The following is an 18,586-nucleotide window of genomic DNA, read 5'->3' as shown; positions in this document are numbered from 1 at the left end:
CCACGCCGCCGCGTGCCAGACTACAAAAGCGGGCCGGCGGGCGATCCCCCTTGCGGCCCCCCCGTCCGGGCGACTACCTTTCGGGGTATCGGCAACATCGCAGGCTTTTCATGCGTATCGGCATACTTCAATGCGGTCAGTCGCCCGCGCAGCTGAAGGACGAACTGGGCGACTATCCGGACATGTTTCTCCGCCTGCTGGACGGGCGCGGCTTCGAGTTCGACATCTATCACGTCGAGGAGATGCAGTTTCCGCAGGACATCCATGACGCCGACGGCTGGCTGCTGACGGGTTCGCGTCACGGCGCCTACGAAGGCCACGCCTTCATCCCGCCGCTGGAAGAGTTCATCCGCCGCGCCTATGCGGCCTCGGTGCCGATGGTCGGCATCTGCTTCGGCCACCAGATCATCGCCCAGGCGCTTGGCGGCAAGGTGGTCAAGCATCCGGGCGGCTGGGCCGTGGGGGCGCAGGATTACGATTTCGGCGGCCAGCCGGTGCGGCTGAACGCCTGGCATCAGGATCAGGTCGTCACCATCCCGCGCGAGGCCGAGGTGGCCGGGCGCAACGAGTTCTGCGAACACGCGGCGCTGGTCTATGGCGACCGGGCCTTTACCGTGCAGGCGCATCCCGAATTCGACGATGCCTTCATCCAGGGCCTGATGGAGACCCGCGCCAGGGGCGTGGTGCCGCAGGACGTGCTGGACCGCGCGGCGGCCCGGATGGGCGAGGCGAAGGGTTCGGCTGGCATCGCCGACCGGATCGAGACATTCTTCAAGCAGGCCCGCCCGAAGGCCGAGGGGGCAGCATGAGCGCGGCATGGATGGAAAAGGCCCCCGAGGCCGCACGCGAATACATGGCCGGCCGCCGGCTGGACGAGGTCGAATGCATTCTGGCCGACATCGCCGGGGTGGCGCGGGGCAAGGCCATGCCGGCCTCGAAATTCGCCCATCAGGACAAGTTCTACCTGCCGAACTCGATCTTCCTGCAGACGATCACCGGCGAATGGGCCGAGAACCCGTCCGGAGCCTTCACCGAGCCCGACATGATCATGACCCCGGATTTCAGCACCGCCACCGCGGCGCCCTGGACGGCGGACTGGACCATGCAGGTGATCCACGACGCCTATGACCAGCAGGGCAACCCGGTGCCCGTGGCGCCGCGCAACGTGCTGAAGCGCGTGCTTGGCCTCTATCGCGAGAAGGGTTGGAAGCCGGTCGTGGCGCCCGAGATGGAATTCTTCCTCGTTGCCCGCAACCTCGACCCGAACCAGCCGATCATCCCGCCGATGGGCCGCACCGGCCGGCGGGCCGCCGCCAAGCAGGCCTATTCCATGTCGGCGGTGGACGAATACGGCAAGGTCATCGACGACATCTACGATTTCGCCGAGGCGCAGGGGTTCGAGATCGACGGCATCCTGCAGGAAGGCGGCGCCGGTCAGGTCGAGATCAACCTCAATCACGGCGATCCGGTCGCCCTGGCCGACGAAATCTTCTACTTCAAGCGCCTGATCCGCGAGGCGGCGCTGCGCCATGACTGCTTTGCCACCTTCATGGCCAAGCCGATCGAGGGCGAGCCGGGCAGCGCCATGCATATCCATCATTCGGTGGTGGAACTGGACAGCGGCCGGAACATCTTTTCGGACGCGCAGGGCCGCGAGACGCCGGAGTTCCTGCATTTCATCGCCGGGATGCAGAAGCACCTGCCGGCGGCGGTGGCCTTGCTGGCGCCCTATGTGAACAGCTATCGCCGCTATGTCCCGGATTTCGCGGCGCCGATCAATCTGGAATGGGGACGCGACAACCGCACCACCGGGCTGCGGGTGCCGATCTCGGGGCCCGAGGCGCGGCGGATCGAGAACCGGCTGGCCGGCATGGACTGCAACCCCTATCTGGGCATCGCCGCCAGCCTGGCCTGCGGCTATCTGGGCCTTCTGGAGGCCGAGAACCCGCGCGCCGAATGTCTGGGCGACGCCTATATGTCCGAGGACGAACTGCCCTACAATCTGGGCGACGCGCTGGACCTGATGTCCGAAAGCGCGGCCATGCGCGGTGTTCTGGGCGAAGAGTTCACGGCCGTCTACGAGGCGGTGAAGCGCAACGAATACAAGGAGTTCCTGCAGGTCATCAGCCCGTGGGAGCGCGAGCATCTGCTGCTGAACGTATGAACCTGCTCTATGTGAACGACCGGCGCGGGCAATATCCGCGCAGCCTCTATGCCGAAACCCGGCTGCCGCTGGAGCCGTTTCCTGCGCTGAAGGGCGAGACGCGGGCCGATGTGGCGGTGGTCGGCGGCGGCTATGCCGGCCTGTCGGCGGCGCTGCATCTGGCCCGGCGCGGCTATCGGGTGGCCCTGCTCGAGGCGCATCGGGTGGGGTTTGGCGCCTCGGGCCGCAATGGCGGGCAGGTGGGGTCGGGCCAGCGGCAGGAGGTGGACTGGCTCGAGGCCCGGCTGGGCCGCGACGACGCCCGCCGGCTGTGGGATCTGGCCGAGGAGGCCAAGGCACTGGTGCGCGCGTTGGCCGCCGAGGCCGGGGTGCCGGTCCGCGACGGCATCGCCCATGCCTGCCGCAGCAAGGCCGAGATCGATCACGCCCGCCACATGGCCGACCATCTGGCAGGGCATTACGGCTATGACCGGATCCGGCCGCTGGACGGGCAGGCGCTGGCCGGACTGATCGGCAGCGACGCCTATATGGGCGGTGATCTGGACCGGGGCGCGGCGCATCTGCATCCGCTGGACCTGGCCATCGGCATGGCCCGGCTGGCGCGCGATGCGGGGGCGCATATCTTCGAGAACAGCCATGTCCACCGCATCACCCATGCCCGCAAGGCCGGCGAGACCAGCGTGGTCCATTGCGATACCGGCCGGGTGATCTGCGACCATGTGATCCTGGCCGGGAACGGCTATCTGGGTGATCTCGACCGCCATGTCGCGGCCCGGGTCATGCCGATCAACAATTACATCGTTGCGACCGAGCCTCTGGGGACGGATTTCCCCGAGATCCTGCCCGAACATACCGCCGTGGCAGATACCAAGTTCGTGGTGAACTACTGGCGCATGGATGACGAGCGGCGGCTGATCTTCGGCGGTGGCGAAACGGTGACCTATCGCTTTCCCAAGGACATCGCCGCGACCGTGCGCCCGCATCTGCTGTCGGTCTATCCGCAACTGAAGGATGTGCGCCTGACCCATGCCTGGGGCGGCACGCTGGCGATCACCATGAACCGGATGCCCTGTTTCGCGCGCCCGGCACCGAACTGCCTGTCGGCCAGCGGCTTTTCCGGCCATGGCGTGGCGCTGGCCACATTGGCCGGGCGGCTGATGGCCGCGGCGGTGGCGGGGCAGGCGGAAGGCTTCGACGCCATGGCCGCCCTGCCGTCACGGGCCTTTCCGGGGGGCACCTTGCTGCGCAGTCCGATGCTGGTCGCGGGCATGGCCTGGTTCGGGTTGCGCGACCGGCTGGGGTTCTAATTCTCCGACAGTCCCATGTCGTCCAGAACCTTCTGCCGGATCAGCGCCGAATCGCGGTCGGCCACGCCCAGAAGGCCGGCCACAAGCCGGATCATCGATTCCTCGTCGGGGTCGCGGCGGTGATCGGCATAGGCCACCTCCCACAGCGCCGCGATGACGCCGGCACGATCCTCCAGCGCGATACGTTCCTTGACCACCCGGGTGAAGCGCACGGTATCCGGGGCCTCGGCCTCGATCATCTCGGCGGCGGCCCGGCGCTCGGCCGCCTCATCGCTGCTCAGCCCCCGACGGCGCGCCAGAACCTGATCGATCCGCTGCTTTTCGGCCTGATCGTAATGATCGTCCGAGCGCGCAAGCCGCACAAGCAGCGCCGCAATGGCAACCTCGGCATCCTGCGATGCCAGGGGGCGCGGAGGAAGGTCGTCACCGAACAGGCGGGGCAGAAGATTGCGGAACATGCGTCGGATCATACGGTTTTTCAAAGCTGCGACAAGCGCCTGCGGGGCCTGCGTTGCATTTCGACGGGTGCTGGCCCAGGATGGGCGGGTCTTTCCCTTCCCATCGCTTCTGCGGGCAACCGAGCGGAGGTCTGCCACCGCCCCGCAGCAGGTCGGATTGTAACGCCGCCACCGCCCGAGCGTCTTGGCCTGTGACGCCGAAACCCGCGCATCCTTGCGGGAACGCTGACCGGACTGACCATTAGCAGAGGACCGAAGACCATGAGCAGCGCACATCAGGGCCACCTTCCCTCCAGCGGCCGGGCCATGACCGTATCGGCCTGGCTGACCGGCATCTATTTCGTGGTGGAGCTCGGGATCGGATTCTGGACCGGGTCCATCGCCGTTATTTCGGATGCGTTCCATACCTTCTCGGCGGTGGGCGGCGTTCTGGTCGCGATCACCGCCGCACGGCTGGCCCGCCGCCCCGCGGATGAGGACCGCAGCTTTGGCTGGTACCGGGCCGAGATCGTCGGGGCGCTGGTGAATGGCGGCTTCCTGCTGGGCATGGCCCTGGTGGTGATCGCAATGGCGGCGATGCGGCTGTCGGAACCGATCGATCTGCCCACCGGCCCGATGCTTCTGGCGGCCGCGGGCGGGCTGGTGACCGAGTTCATCTCGCTCGGCCTGATGTGGAAGCAGAGCAAGGACGACCTGAATGTCAGGGGCGCGTTCTGGCATGTCATCCAGACCTTCGTCGGCAGCCTTCTGATCATCGTGACTGCCCTCGTCATCAGGTTCACCGGCTTCCTGCTGATCGACCCGCTGCTTGGCATGGCCTTCGGCTTTGTTCTCATCTGGGCAAGCTGGGGCATCCTGCGGGATGCCGCGCATCTGCTGATGGAGGGAACGCCTGCCGAGGTGAGCCTGCCGGAGGTTGCCCGCCAGCTTGAGGACCTCGAGGGTGTCGCGGATGTCCACCATGTCCATGCCTGGGCGCTGACCAGCGGCAAGCATGTCTTCTCAAGCCACCTGCGGGTCGCGCAGGACCATGACCCGCAAGAGGTTCTGAAGGCCGCCCATGCGATGCTGCGCGAGCGGTTCGGCTTCTTCTTCGTCACCTTGCAGGTCGAAGACCAGTGCCTCGACGAAAGCGGCGCCGAGCCGATCGACATTCTCGGCCGGAACCGCGAGGCGCATCACTGACGCCGGCAGCGCCGGTCCCGATCGCGCGGTTTCAGACAGCCGCAGGCATCGCGCCGCTCAGCCGGCCTTTGCCGCCGCGCTTTCGGGCAGTTCCTCGTCGAACAGGCGCTGATAGAACTCGGCCACGGTCTGGCGTTCCAGCTCGTCGCATTTGTTCAGGAAGGTCAGCCGGAAGGCATAGCCGATGCTGTCGAAGATGCGCGCGTTCTGGGCCCAGCTGATGACCGTGCGCGGCGACATGACGGTGCTGAGATCGCCCTGCATGAAGGCGGTCCGGGTCAGGTCGGCCAGCGTCACCATCTGGTTGATGATCTTGCGGCCCTTCTCGGTATTGTAGGTCGGGCTCTTGGCCAGCACGATCGCGGCCTCGGCATCGTGCGACAGGTAGTTCAGCGTCGAGACCAGCGACCAGCGGTCCATCTGGCCCTGGTTGATCTGCTGGGTGCCGTGATAAAGCCCGGTCGTGTCGCCCAGACCCACGGTGTTCGCGGTCGCGAACAGGCGGAAATAGGGGTTCGGCGTGATCACCTCGTTCTGGTCCAGCAGGGTCAGCTTGCCATCGGCCTCCAGCACCCGCTGGATCACGAACATGACATCGGCGCGGCCGGCATCGTATTCGTCGAAACAGATCGCCGTCGGATTGCGCAAGGCCCAGGGCAGGATACCCTCGTGGAACACGGTCACCTGCTTGCCGTCGACCAGCTTGATCGCGTCCTTGCCGATCAGATCGATGCGGCTGACATGGCTGTCGAGGTTCACGCGCACGCAGGGCCAGTTCAGGCGTGCCGCCACCTGCTCGATATGGGTGGATTTGCCGGTGCCGTGATAGCCCTGGATCATGACCCGGCGGTTATAGGCAAAGCCGGCCAGAATCGCCAAGGTGGTGTCGGGGTCGAACTTGTAGGTGCTGTCGGTCTCGGGCACCCGGTCGCTGCGTTCCGCGAAGCCCTTGACTTTCATGTCGCTGTCCAGCCCGAACACCTCGCGCAGGTCGATATCTTCGGTGGGTTTCGCGTTCATGTCCAGCATCGTCGGGCCCTTTCCTCGCATCCGCGCCTTGATCGCGCATAAGTCAGGCTTGTGCAAGGCGGGCGCGCGTTGACGATGCCGGCCGGGCTGCCTAAGTTCGGGCCGCGATCCCAGGACAGGGCGGCGAGATCGGTGCAGGACCCCCAGAGACTTCAGCCGGATGAGATGATCGCCCGGACCGCGCAGGGCGACCGGGCAGCCTTCGATGCGCTTTATGAGGCGACATCGGCGCGCCTGCATGCACTGTGCCTGTCGATCCTGAAGCACCGCCCCGATGCCGAGGAGGTCCTGGAAGAGGTTTATATCCGGGTCTGGCAGGATGCCGGGATCTTTGCCGCAAGCGGGCTGTCGCCGATGACCTGGCTGATCACCATCGCCCGCAACGGCGCCATCGACCGGCTTCGCAGGGCGCGCGCCCGGCCCGAACTTGTGCGGGACAACGCCATCCGTGCCGCCTATCTGGAAGGGGCCAGCTATGCCGACCTCGCGCGCAGCATGGGCGAGCCGGTGGATGTCATCCGCGACCGGCTGCGGCGCGACCTTCAGCGGTTGAGGGAGGGCGCGGGCCAATGACCGACAGCGACGCGCTGCCCCCGCCGGACGACGACATTCTGGCCGCCGAACTGGCGCTCGGGCTGTTGGAAGGGGCCGAGGCCGAGGAGGCGGCCAGACGGCTTGCGGGCGATCCGGGTTTCGCGCAATCGGTGCGGGACTGGCAGGAGGTGCTGGCGGTTCTGGCCGACGGCCTGACCCCGGTGATGGCGCCCGCCCGGGCCCGGCAGCGGATCCGCGAGGCGTTGGGACATGGCGCACCGCCCCTCAGCCAGGACCCGAATCCGCGGCGCCCCTGGTGGCGCGGCCCCTTTGGCGTTCTGCTGGCCTTGCTGATCGCCGGGGCGGCGGCGGCCTTCCTGTGGGGCTAGGCGTTGCGGATCGCCGGGGAAGGGCGCGCGGCGGCCTTCTTGCCTCTTGCGCCCCGGCCATTCGCTGTCCAGACAGGCCACAGAAACAGGATCGGGTGAGACATGAGCGGGTTGATAGCGCTGCTGGATGACGTTGCGGCCATCTCGAAGGTGGCGGCGGCCTCGATCGACGATGTGGCGGGGCAGGCGGCCAAGGCCGGAGCCAAGGCCGCCGGCGCGGTCATCGACGACGCGGCGGTGACGCCGAAATACGTCAATGGCTTCGAGGCCGACCGCGAATTGCCCATCGTCTGGAAGATCGCCCGCGGCTCGTTCTTCAACAAGCTGGTGATCCTCTTGCCGGCGGCGCTGATCCTGTCGCAATTCGCGCCGTGGCTGATCACGCCGCTGCTGATGATCGGCGGCGCTTATCTGTGCTTCGAGGGGGCCGAGAAGGTCGCCCATGCCTTCACCCGCTCCGACACCCATGACAGCAAGAAGCACACCCATCCCGAGGGCGATGGCGCGGCGCTGGAAGAGGCGCGGGTGGCGGGCGCCATCAAGACCGATTTCATCCTCTCGGCCGAGATCATGACCATCGCGCTGTCGACCATCCCGGCCGGCGACGCGCTGTGGATGAAGGGGATCATCCTCGCTGTCGTCGCCATCGGCATCACCGTCGCGGTCTATGGCGCGGTGGCGCTGATCGTGAAGGCTGATGATGCCGGCGTGCATCTGGCCACCGAGCGCAGCGGCGCGCTGGCCGCATTGGGGCGCGGAATCGTGAAGTTCATGCCCGGCTTCATGACTGCGCTCACCGTCGTCGGCACGGCGGCGATGCTGTGGGTTGGCGGCAATATCGTCATCCACGGCATTTCCGAACTGGGATGGCATGCCCCCTATGACTGGATTCACGACGTCTCGGAAGCCGCGGCCCTCGCCGTGCCGCAGATGCCCGGCGCGGTCGCCTGGGCGACCACCGCGCTTCTGGACGGCATCTTCGGGCTGCTGCTGGGGCTGGTCCTGATCCCGCTGGTGAAGCATGTGATCAACCCGCTGCTGGCGGCAACGGTCCTGCCGCTGATCGCGGCCGTCAAGGGGCTGTTCGGCGCCGCCGACAGGGCCTGAACATTGGGCCGCGCGTCAGGCGCGGACAAATCTGACAATAAGGACGGGAATCTCGGCGCGTTGACCGTTCGATCAAAGACTGTCACATTTCCTTCATAATATCGTTGCGCATCCGTCACCTGGCGTCGCTAGGCCCGGCTGAGAACCGCAACTCCAATGGGAGGATAATCGACATGACCCGTCTTATGACCGCTTCGGCGCTGGCGCTGATCGCATCGCTGTCGGCCGCGCAGGCCCAGAGCAAGACCGACCTTCAGTGGTGGCACGCCATGGGTGGCGAACTGGGCGCCAAGCTGGAGGAAATCGTCAAGGGCTTCAACGACAGCCAGGACGAATACAACGTCATCCCGTCCTACAAGGGCACCTATCCCGAGACGATGACCGCCGCCATCGCCGCCTTTCGCGCCAAGGAACAGCCGGCCATCGTGCAGGTCTTCGAGGTCGGCACCGGCACCATGATGGCCGCGCAGGGCGCCATCATCCCGGTCTATCAGCTGATGCAGGATCAGGGCACGAATTTCGACCCGAACGCCTTCCTGCCCTCGGTCGTGGGCTATTACACCGATACCGACGGCAACATGCTGTCGATGCCGTTCAACAGCTCGACCCCGATCCTCTATTACAACAAGACCGTGTTCGAGAAGGCCGGCCTCGACCCGAACACGCCGCCCAAGACCTGGGCCGAGATGGAAGAGTTCTCCAAGAAGATCATGGAATCCGGCGCGGCCTCCTGCGGCTTTACCACCGGCTGGGTCAGCTGGATCCAGACCGAGAATTTCAGCGCTTGGCACAACGCCCCGATCGGCACCGAGCAGAACGGCTTTGGCGGCCTTGGCGCGCGCCTGACGCTCAATGGACCGGCGCAGGTGCAGCACTGGGGCAACCTGAAGCGTTGGGCCGATGAAGGCATCTTCAAATACGGTGGCCCGGTCGGCGGCGACAACGCGCCCCCGATGTTCTATTCGCAGGAATGCGCGATGATCATGAACAGCTCGGCCAGCCGCGCCGGGGTTCTGGCCAATGCTAAGGATTTCGAACTGGGCTTCGGCATGTTGCCCTATTACGACGATATCGAGGGCGCGCCGCAGAACTCGATCATCGGCGGGGCGACGCTTTGGGTCCTGTCGGGCCGTCCGGACGCGGAATATGCCGGCGCCGCGAAGTTCTTCGAATACCTGTCCAGCCCCGAGGTTCAGGCGGACTGGGCGTCCTTCTCGGGCTATCTGCCGATCACCCAGGCCGCGGGCGAGCAGATGGCCGGCTTCTTCGGGGAAAATCCGGGCGCCGATACCGGGTTGCGCCAGATCACGCTGAACACGCCGACCGAGAATTCCAAGGGCCTGCGTTTCGGCAACTATGTCCAGATCCGCGGCATCATCGACGAGGAATTCGAGCAGCTTCTGGCCGGGTCCAAGGACGCCCAGGGCGCGCTGGACAGCGTGGTCGAGCGCGGCAACAAGCTGATCGAGGAATTCCAGGCTCAGAACCAGTAAGGCGTGATCGCGCCCGCGGGTCTCGACCCGCGGGCGCGGCTGCGGCATGATCCGGCCATGTGGCTGACAGACTCTTTCCAGAAATACACGCTGCGCGCCCTGGCGCGGCTGCCTGAACCGGCCATGCGCCCGCTTGCGGGCGCGCCGATACGCCATGAGGGGCAGCAGTTGCACGCGGTGGCGCAGCTTCTGAACCGCTTTGCGCCGCAGGGTACCCCGCCCGACAGCGACCCCGAAACGCTGGCCCGGATGCGCGACGATACCGAGACGCATGCCAGCTGGCTTGCGCCCTGGGCGAACCGGCTGATCGAGGCCGAGGACATCGCCCTGCCCGGTGCCGAGGGCGCGCGGCCGGCGCGGCTCTACCGTCCGGCGCAATTGTCGCGACCCGGCCCGGCGCTGCTGTATTTCCACGGCGGCGGTCATGTGATGGGCTCGATCCGTTCGCATGACGGGATCTGCCGCGCGCTGGCCGGGGATGGCGGGTTGCGGGTGATCTCGTACGATTATCGGCTGGCGCCCGAACATCCTTTCCCGGCCGGGATCGAGGATTGCATCGCCGCGTTTCGCGGGCTGGCCGCCCGAGCCGGCGATCACGGCATCGACCCCGCGCGGATCGCCGTGGGCGGCGACAGTTCCGGGGCCAATTGCGCTGCGGTCGTTACCCAGACCTGCCGCACCGACCGGCCGGCCCCGGCCTTCCAGCTGCTGTTCGTGCCCTGGCTGGATCTGGCCAGCAAGCATAATTCCTACGAACTGTTCGGCCGCGGTTTCATGCTGGAGGAAAGCTGGATCGACTGGTTCGCGGATCTCTATCTGAACGGCGCCGATGCCTCGGACCCGCGCGTCTCACCGCTTTACGGCAATCTGGCCGGGCTGTGCCCGGCGCTGGTGATGACGGCGGGGTTCGATCCGCTGCGCGACGAGGCCGAGGCCTATGCCGCCGGGATGCGGCGCGCCGGGGTCGAGGTCGAGCATGTCCGGGCCGAGGGCATGACCCATGCCTTCCTCAGCTTCTCGGGCGGGATCCCGGCGGCGCGGGCGCTGCTGCAGCAATCCGCCCTGCGGCTGGCCGATGCGCTGAACGTGGCGGAGACGGCATGAAACGCACCATCTTCCGCAACCAGCTTCTGCCCTGGCTTTTGCTGGCCCCGCAACTGGCGATCACCTTCATCTTCTTCCTGTGGCCCGCCGGGCAGGCGATCCGGCAAAGCTTCCTGCGCGAGGACGCCTTTGGCATCAAGTCCAGCTTTGTCGGGCTGGCGAATTTCCGCGGCCTGCTGGACAGCGCGGAATACCTGAACTCGTTGAAGGTGACGGCGGTGTTCGCGGTCTCAGTCACGGTCATGTCGATGGGGGTGGCGCTGCTGCTGGCCGTCGCCGTGGACCGGATGCTGAAATCGGCGCGGGTCTATACGACGCTGCTGGTCTGGCCCTATGCTGTCGCGCCCGCTGTCGCGGGCATCCTGTGGTGGTTCATCTTCAACCCGACCGTCGGCGTCATGCCCTATGTGCTTGAGGTCGTAGGCTATGACTGGAACCATATCAGTTCCAAGACCGACGCGATGATCCTCGTTGTCATCGCCAGCGCGTGGAAGCAGATCAGCTATAACTTCCTGTTCTTCGTCGCGGGCCTGCAGGCGATCCCGGCCTCGATGCGCGAGGCCGCAGCCATCGACGGCGCCGGCCCGGTCAGGCGCTTTTTCGACATCACCTTCCCGCTGTTGTCGCCGACCACCTTCTTCCTGCTGGTCGTCAACATCGTCTATGCCATGTTCGAGACCTTCGCCGTGATCGACGCCACCACCGAGGGAGGCCCGGCGCAGGCCACCAACATCATGGTCTACAAGGTCTATTTCGACGGCTTCATCGGCCAGAACATCGGCAGTTCCGCCGCCCAGTCGGTGATCCTGATGCTGATCGTCATCACGCTGACGGTGATCCAGTTCCGTTATGTCGAGAAGCGGGTGGAATACTGATGATCGAGAACCGCCCCGGCCTGAACGCCCTTGCCCATCTGGCCCTGATCGCCGGCGTCGTGATCGTCGCCCTGCCGGTCTGGATCGCCTTCGTCGCCTCGACCCATACCGCGACCGATTTCAGCTCGGGCACGGTGCCGATGTGGCCCGGGCCGCATCTGGTGGAAAACTATTCCAGAATGCTGGATGCCGGTGTTTCGACCAGCGGCACACCGCCGGTCGGGCGGATGATGCTGAACAGCCTGATCATGGCGCTGCTGATTGCCTGCGGCAAGATCGCCATCTCGATCCTGTCGGCCTTTGCCATCGTCTATTTCCGCTTTCCGCTGCGCGGCCTGGCCTTCTGGTGCATCTTCGTCACCCTGATGCTGCCGGTCGAGGTGCGCATCGTGCCGACCTTCCAGGTGGTCGCCGGACTGGGCCTGCTGAACAGCTATGCCGGCCTGTCGGTGCCGCTGATCGCCTCGGCGACCGCGACCTTCCTGTTCCGGCAGGTGTTCCTGACCATGCCGGATGAACTGGTCGAGGCGGCCCGCATCGACGGCGCCGGGCCGATGAAATTCTTTCGCGACATCCTGCTGCCGCTGTCGCGGACCAATATGGCGGCGCTGTTCGTGATCCTGTTCATCTATGGCTGGAACCAGTATCTGTGGCCGCTGCTGATCACCACGGACGCGCAGTATTACACCATCGTCGCGGGCATCAAGCGCATGGCCGACGCGGTGGACGGCCTGCCGCAATGGCATCTGGTCATGGCCACGGCCGTTCTGGCGATGCTGCCGCCGGTGGCGGTGGTGATCGGCATGCAGAAGCTGTTCGTCAAGGGCCTCGTCGAGACGGAGAAATAACGTGGCATCCATCACCCTCGACAATCTGGGCAAGATCTATCCGGGCGGCACCCGCGCCGTGGGCGACGTGAACATCGACATCGCGGATGGCGAGTTCATCGTGCTGGTCGGCCCTTCGGGCTGCGGCAAGTCCACGTTGCTGCGCATGGTCGCGGGGCTGGAATCGATCACCGAGGGCGAGGTCCGGATCGGCGATCGCGTCGTCAACAGGATCGAGCCCGCCGATCGCGACATCGCCATGGTGTTCCAGAACTATGCGCTTTATCCGCATATGTCGGTGCGCCAGAACCTCGCCTACGGGCTGAAGAACCGCCGCACGCCCAGGGCCGAGATCGAGCGTCGTGTGACCGAGGCCGCCGAGATCCTGCAGATCGGCCCGTTCCTCGACCGCAAGCCCCGCGCCCTGTCGGGCGGTCAGCGCCAGCGTGTCGCCATGGGCCGCGCCATCGTGCGCGAACCCGCCGCCTTCCTGTTCGACGAGCCGCTGTCGAATCTCGACGCGAAGCTGCGGGTGCAGATGCGGCTGGAGATCAAGGAATTGCAGCGACGGCTGCGCACGACCTCGCTTTACGTCACCCATGACCAGTTGGAGGCGATGACGCTGGCTGACCGGCTGGTGGTGCTGAATGGCGGCCGGGTCGAGCAGATCGGCACCCCGCTGGAGGTCTATCGCAAACCCGCCAGCGCCTTCGTCGCAGGCTTCATCGGCTCGCCCGCGATGAACCTGCTGGACGCCCGTGCCGTGCCGCATCTGCCGGGCACCGCCCATGCCGGCACCATCGGCATCCGGCCGGAGGATCTGAGCATCGCCGCGAACGGCCCGATCGAGATGGAGGTGACGGCGGTCGAGGAACTGGGCGCACAGCGGCTGGTTCACGGCCTGACCGGCGGCGAGGCGATCACCATCACATTGCCCCCGGACGCGCCGCTGTCGGAAACTCTGCGCCTCGGCTTCGACCGCGGCAACCTGCATCTGTTTCAGCGCGAGACCGGGGCACGGATCAACTGACCGGTGGCGTCGTGATCGCGTTGCTGCGCGGCGGGCGTTTCCATGCTACCCTGACGGGACACCAGTATTCGGAGGTCGCCTCATGTGCTTTTCGCTGACCTGTTCCACACACCACCCGATCAACTGCATCATTCCGCCCTATATGCTGAAGGTGATGGCGCTGCGCGGCGATGAAAAGACCGCGCAGATGGCCCGCACGCTGCTGAAGCAGACCGAGAAGCTGCGCGAGGAGCGGGCCGAGCACAACTCGCCCACACCCCCGCCGGCGGCCGAGCGCGGCGTTTTCGTCAGCCGGGCGGTGACCGAAGCGGGATCGCTGTGTTGCCCCGAGCGGCGCATCCATGACGGTGAGTTCAAGGCGGCACTTCCCGGCAAGCTGATCCGCAGCGAGGGGGATCCGGCCACCGGCGACGCCGATGCCGATCTGGCCTATGACGGGGCGGGCGAGGTCTTTGGCCTGTTTGCCGAGGAATACGGCCGCAACTCGCTGGACGGGGCGGGCATGCCGCTGGTCGCCACGGTCCGGCATCGCCGGAACTACAACAACGCCTTCTGGGACGGCACCCAGATGGCCTATGGCACCGGCGACGGCAAGCTGTTCCAGACCTTTCTGGAACTGTCGGTCATCGGCCACGAGATGGCCCATGGCGTGATCCAGCATTCCGGTGGCCTGATCTACGAGAACCAGTCCGGCGCGCTGAACGAAAGCATCGCCGATGTCTTCGGCAGCCTCGCCCTGCAGCGCAGCCTCGGCCAGCAGGTCCACGAGGCGGACTGGCTGGTCGGGCGCGGCATCCTCGGCCCCGGCATCAACGGCGTGGCCCTGCGCAGCATGAAGGCGCCCGGCACCGCCTATTCCGATGATCTGCTGGGGCAGGATCCGCAGCCCTGGCACATGGATCATTTCGTCACCACGACCGATGACAATGGCGGCGTGCATATCAATTCGGGCATCCCGAACCACGCCTTCTACCTGTTCTGCAACTATATCGGCGGCAAGTCATGGGATCTGCCGGGGCGTGTCTGGTACCGGGCCCTGCAGAACCTGAACAATCCCATGGCCACCTTTGCGGATTGGGCGGATCAGACCATGGATGCGGTGATCGAGCTGACCGGGATGGGCAGCATCGAGACGCAGATGCTGCGCCGGACCTGGAAACTTGTTGGAATCAGCATCTGAGCCTACATTCGTGGCATGAGTTCCATTCTGGGCGGGTGCATCGCCATGATCATCGAAATCGCGGCCGAAGGCGGCGTCGGTGGCACTGCCACCTCGGCCCTGCACAAGCGCATCGACGTGGATCAGCAGGCCGAGCCGATACGTCAGGAACTGTGCGAGGCGTTCGAGCCCGAAGAGCTTGCGCGGCTGGCCGGCAGCCCCCGCGCCCGCGGCGCCGATCGGCTGACCTATCGCATCACCGTCACCGATCATCAGCAGAAGAGCCAGATATTCAGCATCCGCGAGGATCAGCTACCGCCGCAGATGCTGGATCTGATCGACCAGATGTAGCCGGGCGGCGGATCATCGGCGGCAGGCGCAGAGCGGGCCACCACGCTGCCCGCGCGGAACTGGCGGCGTTGGCACTGCCCCTGCCGCCAGGCCGGTGACGGCGGATTACGCCTGGCGCGCGGCCTTGGTCGCCCCGGTCCACCAGACCAGCTCGTCCAGCATCGCGGTCAGCGCGGCCTGCAGATGATCCTCGATGGCCGAGATCGGGGCGTTCTCGCCAAGGGGCGAGACCTTGAAGAAATCCGCGCCGCCGATATGGACCGCGTTGCGCAGCGGCACCATCTGCAATTCGATCCCGATCAGGCGCAGATGCTCCAATGCACGGGCGCCGCCAAGGCTGCCATAGGCGACCGCCGCCAGCGGCTTGCGGTTCCATTCCTTGTAGGACTGGTCCAGCGCGTTCTTCAGCGCCCCGGTGATCGAGCGGTTGTATTCCGCCACCACGAAGACGTAGCCGTCGTAACCCGCCAGCTTGTCCTGCCAGGCGCTCGCGTTCGGATCCTGCGAGGGCATCCAGAGATTCGAGGCCGGTTCGTCGAAGAAGGGCAGGTTCTGGTCGCGCAGATCGATCAGGTCGAAATCCAAATCGGGGTGATCGGCGACCTTGTCCATGAACCAGTTTGCAGGCTTGTCCGCAAACCGGGTCTTGCGGGTCGAACTGATGATGACGGCGATTCTCGGTTTACTCATGGCGTGTCCCTTTGACCTGACGGGTGATGTCGTCACAGGCGAAAGCTAGGCGAGGGGCTGCCGCTTGTGAAGGCGCGCCGCCGCACAGGCGCGGTGCATCCGCGCGCAGATGATCTGACCCTTGCCCCGCCTCGCGCGTGGTGGTCTATGGAGGGGATGAAGAATTCCGACAATCCCGCCGATCCGTTCAAGAAGGCGCTGGCCGAGGCCACCCGCGCGCTGGCCGACGAACGCGAACTGAACGTCACCTTCAGCGCCGATCCCTCGGGCGTGGCGGGCGATACCATGCGGCTGCCACAGGTCAGCCGCCGGATGGGCCGCGACGAGATCCTGCTGGCGCGGGGAACGGCTGACGCGCTGGCCATGCGGATGCGGCATCACGACCCGGCGACCCACACCCGCTTTGCGCCGGCGGGTCCGATGGCGCGCGAGCTTTACGAGGCTTTCGAGACCGCCCGCTGCGAGGCGCTTGGCGCGCGCGACATGCCCGGCGCCCTGTCCAATATCGACGCCAAGATCGGCGCCGAGGCAGCCAAGAAGGGCTATGAGCAGATCAAGGCCCCGGCCGATGCGCCGCTGTCGGTTGCCGCCGGCTATATCCTGCGGCAGGCGGCGACCGGCCGCAAGCTGCCCGCGGGTGCCCAGCACGTCGCCGACCTGTGGCGGCCCTTCGTCGAGCAGCAGGCCGGCGACGCCCTGGCCGATGTGAACGAGGTTCTGGCCGATCAGGCGGCTTTCGCCCGTCTGGCCCGCCGGGTCATCAGCGATCTGGGCTATGGCGATCAGTTGGGCGACGACCCCGACGAGCCCGAGGACGACGATACCGACGAGAATGCCGAGCAGGACGAGGAGTCCGGCGACAACCAGTCGCGCGAGCAGGACGACAGCGAGGATGCCGAGGCCTCGGCCGACCGCACCCAGGAGCAGCAGCAGGACGAGCGGCAGGCCCAGGTCAGCATGGACGACCAGTCCGATGACGAACTGACCGACGAGGCCGAGATGCCCGAGTCGGAGACACCGCCCGACATCCCGCCCCCGGTCAGCGAGGCCAGCCCCGATTACAAGGTCTATTCCCAGCAATGGGACGAAGAGATCAAGGCCGAGGATCTGGCCGACCCGGCCGAGCTGGAGCGTCTGCGCGCCTATCTGGACAAGCAGCTGGAACCCCTGCGCGGCGCGGTCAGCCGGCTGGCCAACAAGCTGCAGCGGCGGCTGCAGGCACAGCAGAACCGCAGCTGGGAATTCGACAAGGAAGAGGGCGTCCTGGATGCCGGCCGGCTGGCGCGCGTGGTCGCCAACCCGACCACGCCCCTCAGCTTCAAGGTCGAAAAGGACATGGAATTCCGCGACACGGTGGTGACGCTGCTGATCGACAATTCCGGCTCGATGCGGGGGCGGCCGATTTCCATCGCGGCGATCTGCGCCGACGTTCTGGCCCGGACGCTGGAACGCTGCAGCGTCAAGGTCGAGATCCTCGGCTTCACCACCCGGGCCTGGAAGGGCGGGCAGGCGCGCGAGGCCTGGCTGCAGGCGGGCCGCCCGGCGCAGCCGGGGCGGCTGAACGACCTGCGCCACATCATCTACAAGGGCGCGGATGCGCCCTGGCGGCGGGTCCGGCCCAATCTGGGGCTGATGATGAAGGAAGGCCTGCTGAAGGAGAATATCGACGGCGAGGCCCTGGAATGGGCGCATAAGCGCCTGGTCCGGCGCGGCGAGGCGCGCAAGATCCTGATGGTCATTTCCGATGGTGCGCCGGTGGACGATTCGACGCTGTCGGTCAATCCGGCGAATTACCTCGAAAAGCACCTGCGCGACGTGATCGCCATGGTCGAGCGCAGGAAGGCGGTCGAGTTGCTGGCCATCGGCATCGGCCACGACGTGACCCGCTATTACGAACGCGCGGTCACGATCACCGATGCCGAACAGCTGGCCGGGGCCATCACCGAACAACTGGCCGCGCTGTTCGACAGCGACCCACGCAAGCGCGCCCGGGTGCTGGGCATGACGGCCATGCGCCGGGCCTAGGCAGGCCGGGCTCGCGCTGAGGTTGACCTGCGGTCCTTCACCCGCGTTTTGACGACCGCTGCCAGCTACAAGCTGGAAATCTGCGCCGAGTTGGTAATAATGAAGCGTGCCTGGTTCGGCCTGTTCCGTATGCCGAACCCGATGGCTGTGTTCAGAGTGGTAGGGTGATGTTGCAAGGCATGTTCGTCTATCTGATTGTGGTCGTGTCCGCGCTGCTGTCCACGGCCTTCTTTTCCCGGCTGTTCGGCGTGGCGCCACCGGAAGGACGCATCGGTGCCGTGGACGGGTTGCGGGGCTTTCTGGCTCTTGGCGTATTCGCCTATCATTTCGTGCTGTGGCGCGAGGTGCTGCAGGGACAGTATTGGGGCGCGCCCGTCAGCCATTTCGAGTATCAGCTGGGTCAGGTCGGCGTCTCGTTCTTCTTCATGATCACCGCCTTCCTGTTCTGCCGGACGGTTGTCTTTTCCACCCGGGTGGACTGGCGATCACTTTATATCGGCCGTTGTTCAGGATCTATCCGCTTTATATCTTCGTGGTCGTGCTGATTTCGAGCATGGCGTTCATGATCTCTGGTGCGCCGCTGCTTGGGGTCGGCGAATTGCTGATTGCGTGGGGGCTTTGGATGATCTTCGATCAGCCCCCGATCAATGGCTATCAGGATACCCGCCAACTGGTGGCCGGTGTGGTATGGACGCTGGCCTACGAACTTGTCTACTATCTGTTCCTGCCGGTGCGGGAGTGTCCGATCTTTTGTGTATGATTGATCGGGTCCATGCTTCACCGAAAGGAAGCATGTATGACGATCTCCAAGGAAATTCTGGACGAGTTGCTGAAAGGCGTTGAGCGCCCGGAGGACCTG

20 protein-coding genes are annotated in these 18,586 nt (G+C 65.8%); 17 read left to right on the top strand and 3 right to left on the bottom strand.

Annotated features, from left to right (window positions below; all coding sequences use genetic code 11):
• Positions 1–110: 110 nt before the first annotated feature.
• From KNW02_RS10635 to KNW02_RS10625, 3 genes are read left to right on the top strand one after another with little or no spacing between them, the layout of a single operon-like run.
• Entirely contained in the window at positions 111–809 is a 699-nt protein-coding gene (locus KNW02_RS10635; protein WP_216033252.1) for a type 1 glutamine amidotransferase, read from the top strand.
• Complete coding sequence (locus KNW02_RS10630) at positions 806–2,164, top strand: glutamine synthetase family protein (RefSeq protein WP_216033251.1); 1,359 nt, start codon at positions 806–808, stop codon at positions 2,162–2,164. The genes KNW02_RS10635 and KNW02_RS10630 overlap by 4 nt, the downstream gene beginning before the upstream one ends.
• The gene (locus tag KNW02_RS10625; protein ID WP_216033250.1) at positions 2,161–3,471 is read left to right on the top strand and encodes an NAD(P)/FAD-dependent oxidoreductase; all 1,311 of its coding nucleotides are present in this window, start codon (positions 2,161–2,163) and stop codon (positions 3,469–3,471) included. Before KNW02_RS10630 ends, KNW02_RS10625 begins: the two co-directional genes overlap by 4 nt.
• Here the strand turns inward: KNW02_RS10625 and KNW02_RS10620 are convergent.
• The gene (locus KNW02_RS10620) at positions 3,468–3,929 is read right to left on the bottom strand and encodes a tellurite resistance TerB family protein (RefSeq protein ID WP_216033249.1); all 462 of its coding nucleotides are present in this window, start codon (positions 3,927–3,929) and stop codon (positions 3,468–3,470) included. The genes KNW02_RS10625 and KNW02_RS10620 overlap by 4 nt on opposite strands.
• A 261-nt stretch (positions 3,930–4,190) precedes the next feature.
• Between KNW02_RS10620 and KNW02_RS10615 the strand changes: the two genes are divergently transcribed.
• Positions 4,191–5,114 (top strand): cation diffusion facilitator family transporter, encoded by a 924-nt coding sequence (locus tag KNW02_RS10615; protein WP_216033248.1) that lies wholly within the window; start codon positions 4,191–4,193, stop codon positions 5,112–5,114.
• A 57-nt stretch (positions 5,115–5,171) separates the two neighbouring features.
• On the opposite strand, the gene cobS is transcribed toward KNW02_RS10615, so the two are convergent.
• Positions 5,172–6,143, bottom strand: a complete 972-nt coding sequence (cobS, locus tag KNW02_RS10610) for a cobaltochelatase subunit CobS (RefSeq protein ID WP_216033247.1) — start codon at positions 6,141–6,143, stop codon at positions 5,172–5,174.
• Between the two features lie 165 nt (positions 6,144–6,308).
• Here cobS and KNW02_RS10605 point away from each other — a divergent pair, with 165 nt between their 5' ends.
• The 10 genes from KNW02_RS10605 (at position 6,309) to KNW02_RS10560 (ending at position 15,012) form a co-directional block, all read left to right on the top strand.
• Positions 6,309–6,716, top strand: a complete 408-nt coding sequence (locus tag KNW02_RS10605) for a sigma factor (protein WP_216033246.1) — start codon at positions 6,309–6,311, stop codon at positions 6,714–6,716.
• The gene (locus tag KNW02_RS10600) at positions 6,713–7,066 is read left to right on the top strand and encodes a hypothetical protein (protein WP_216033245.1); all 354 of its coding nucleotides are present in this window, start codon (positions 6,713–6,715) and stop codon (positions 7,064–7,066) included. The genes KNW02_RS10605 and KNW02_RS10600 overlap by 4 nt, the downstream gene beginning before the upstream one ends.
• A gap of 102 nt (positions 7,067–7,168) precedes the next feature.
• Positions 7,169–8,173 carry a DUF808 domain-containing protein gene (locus KNW02_RS10595; protein WP_216033244.1) on the top strand — a complete coding sequence of 335 codons (1,005 nt, stop codon included), beginning with the start codon at positions 7,169–7,171 and terminating at the stop codon, positions 8,171–8,173.
• Between the two features lie 173 nt (positions 8,174–8,346).
• On the top strand, positions 8,347–9,666 hold the full coding sequence (gene ugpB, locus KNW02_RS10590; protein ID WP_216033243.1) for a sn-glycerol-3-phosphate ABC transporter substrate-binding protein UgpB: 1,320 nt from the start codon (positions 8,347–8,349) through the stop codon (positions 9,664–9,666).
• A gap of 57 nt (positions 9,667–9,723) precedes the next feature.
• A complete protein-coding gene (locus tag KNW02_RS10585) occupies positions 9,724–10,770 on the top strand; it encodes an alpha/beta hydrolase (RefSeq protein ID WP_216033242.1) in 1,047 nt (348 codons plus the stop codon).
• Positions 10,767–11,645, top strand: coding sequence for a sn-glycerol-3-phosphate ABC transporter permease UgpA (ugpA, locus tag KNW02_RS10580; RefSeq protein WP_216033241.1), 879 nt, complete (start codon positions 10,767–10,769; stop codon positions 11,643–11,645). The genes KNW02_RS10585 and ugpA overlap by 4 nt, the downstream gene beginning before the upstream one ends.
• The gene (gene ugpE / locus KNW02_RS10575) at positions 11,645–12,493 is read left to right on the top strand and encodes a sn-glycerol-3-phosphate ABC transporter permease UgpE (RefSeq protein WP_216033240.1); all 849 of its coding nucleotides are present in this window, start codon (positions 11,645–11,647) and stop codon (positions 12,491–12,493) included. The genes ugpA and ugpE overlap by 1 nt, the downstream gene beginning before the upstream one ends.
• A 1-nt stretch (position 12,494) precedes the next feature.
• Positions 12,495–13,502 carry a sn-glycerol-3-phosphate import ATP-binding protein UgpC gene (locus KNW02_RS10570; protein ID WP_216033239.1) on the top strand — a complete coding sequence of 336 codons (1,008 nt, stop codon included), beginning with the start codon at positions 12,495–12,497 and terminating at the stop codon, positions 13,500–13,502.
• Between the two features lie 82 nt (positions 13,503–13,584).
• A complete protein-coding gene (locus KNW02_RS10565; protein WP_216033238.1) occupies positions 13,585–14,682 on the top strand; it encodes a M4 family metallopeptidase in 1,098 nt (365 codons plus the stop codon).
• Positions 14,683–14,727: 45 nt separating this feature from the next.
• Positions 14,728–15,012 (top strand): protealysin inhibitor emfourin, encoded by a 285-nt coding sequence (locus KNW02_RS10560; protein ID WP_216033237.1) that lies wholly within the window; start codon positions 14,728–14,730, stop codon positions 15,010–15,012.
• A gap of 105 nt (positions 15,013–15,117) precedes the next feature.
• Here KNW02_RS10560 and KNW02_RS10555 read toward each other — a convergent pair whose 3' ends face one another.
• On the bottom strand, positions 15,118–15,702 hold the full coding sequence (locus KNW02_RS10555; protein ID WP_216033236.1) for an NADPH-dependent FMN reductase: 585 nt from the start codon (positions 15,700–15,702) through the stop codon (positions 15,118–15,120).
• Positions 15,703–15,858: 156 nt separating this feature from the next.
• On the opposite strand from KNW02_RS10555, the gene cobT reads away from it, so the two are divergent.
• The 3 genes from cobT to KNW02_RS10540 all read left to right on the top strand — a co-directional run bounded on the left by cobT (position 15,859) and on the right by KNW02_RS10540 (position 18,487).
• Entirely contained in the window at positions 15,859–17,727 is a 1,869-nt protein-coding gene (cobT, locus tag KNW02_RS10550; protein WP_216033235.1) for a cobaltochelatase subunit CobT, read from the top strand.
• Positions 17,728–17,906: 179 nt separating this feature from the next.
• Complete coding sequence (locus tag KNW02_RS10545) at positions 17,907–18,272, top strand: acyltransferase family protein (RefSeq protein ID WP_216033234.1); 366 nt, start codon at positions 17,907–17,909, stop codon at positions 18,270–18,272.
• 8 nt (positions 18,273–18,280) lie between these two features.
• Positions 18,281–18,487, top strand: a complete 207-nt coding sequence (locus KNW02_RS10540) for a hypothetical protein (protein WP_216033233.1) — start codon at positions 18,281–18,283, stop codon at positions 18,485–18,487.
• Positions 18,488–18,586: the final 99 nt, after the last annotated feature.

The sequence above is a fragment of the Paracoccus marinaquae genome, from assembly GCF_018860165.1.
Lineage (GTDB): Bacteria > Pseudomonadota > Alphaproteobacteria > Rhodobacterales > Rhodobacteraceae > Paracoccus > Paracoccus marinaquae.
Note: the sequence above shows the minus strand (reverse complement) of the source record. Positions and strands in the feature narration are given on the sequence as shown.